The following is a 1,474-nucleotide window of genomic DNA, read 5'->3' as shown; positions in this document are numbered from 1 at the left end:
CCGGTCCCTGAGCTTGTCGAAGGGTCCACCCCGTGTGCCCGTCACCCGTCGCCTCTGTTCCCCGGTTCCACCCCACATCTGTCGCCCATAAACCCCAGATCAGAATCATATTCCCCACCTGTTGCAGTGTCAGTGGTCCCTGCGATGCTTATCCCATGTCGATCTCCTCCCCACCGTCACCTCCGGTCGGGTTCACCGAGCCACCGGTGTTCGAGGACGCCATCACAGCCTTGGACCAACTGCAGTCGGCATGGGCCGGCGCGGTCCCCGCATTCGCTACCAACGCGAACGCCTCCGTCTCCGCCGAGGTGTTGTCCTCCAGTGGTCGTGCCGCTGTCGAGTTGGAGACGATGACGGACGCCGGCCTGCTCCGAGTCCTCGATGGTCTCGGGGCGATGCAGCACACCCTCGACGTCTTGCAGGCGGCAGCCGCTGGCACGGTGGCTGCGCGGTCCGGGAAGGAGCGTGGCGGTGACGGGTTCGCGAAGCGTCTGGGTCATGCGTCGGCTGCGGTGGTGGTGTCGGAGCGGTGGCGGATCGCGCCCGCGCGTGCGGGAGTGCTCGTGCAGGTCGGTTCGGCGGTTGTGCCGAAGCGTTCGTTTCTGGGGGTGGTGCAGGAGTGCGAGTTCCCGGCGATCGCCCGAGCCATCCGCCCCAGTCGTGCGGGTGCACCAGACGAGCCCGGGTCCAGTTCTGGTTCTGGTTCTGGGGTTGCGGTGACGGTGGATGCTGCTGCGGCACTCGTCCGTGAGCTGCGCGAAGGCGCGAAGGCCGCTGCACCCGCGAAGGTCGCCGCGATCGAAACCCTGCTCGTGGAGCACTGCACCGGTGCGCCCGTCACAACGGCGCGTCGTGCGGCAGTACTGGGTCGGACGATCCTGGACAAGGACGGCACCGAACCCCGCGAACACATGTTGAAGTCGCGCCGGTCATTGACGATCATCGAGCAACCGGATGGGATGACGAAGCTCACCGCGGTGTTGGATCCGGAGTCCGCGATGTGGGTGCGTGGCGCCCTGGACGCGATCGTCGGCAAGAACCTGCGCACCCCAGTCTTCGTCGAACAACCAGCGGAGGACGAGAGACGCACTGACGCGGAAACGTGCGGTAGTTCTCAAACGCCCGCCACGGACATGCCTGATCCGCGGACGATCGAGCAGCTCCGCCTGGATGCGTTGATCGACGTGTGCCGACACACCAGCGGGTGCGCGGAAGCGTCCACGACTCTCGCCCCGGTGAGCATCGTGGTACGGATGAACCTCGACGAGCTGCAGGCCGGGCTCGGACACGCCACGATCGACGGGATCACGGAACCGGTCAGCGCCGGCACCGTGCGGCGCCTCGCCGGAGACGCGAACCTCATCCCCGCGGTCCTCAACGGACCATCACACGTGCTGGACCTCGGGAGGTCCCGGCGGTTGTTCTCCCCGGCGCAACGGTTGGCGCTGACCGAGCGGGACGGCGGGTGCGCCTG

General features: G+C 67.3%; 1 protein-coding gene. It reads left to right on the top strand.

The annotated features are described in order from the left end of the window. Nucleotides 1-155: 155 nt before the first annotated feature. On the top strand, nucleotides 156-1,474 hold a 1,319-nt coding region (locus tag ACL9RL_RS19730), incomplete at its 3' end, for a DUF222 domain-containing protein (RefSeq protein WP_422781999.1).

Origin of the sequence: Plantibacter sp. Mn2098 (assembly GCF_049319745.1) — a bacterium.
Lineage (GTDB): Bacteria > Actinomycetota > Actinomycetes > Actinomycetales > Microbacteriaceae > Plantibacter.
The sequence above is the reverse complement of the archived record's forward strand: the minus strand, read 5'-3'. Positions and strand labels throughout refer to the sequence as shown.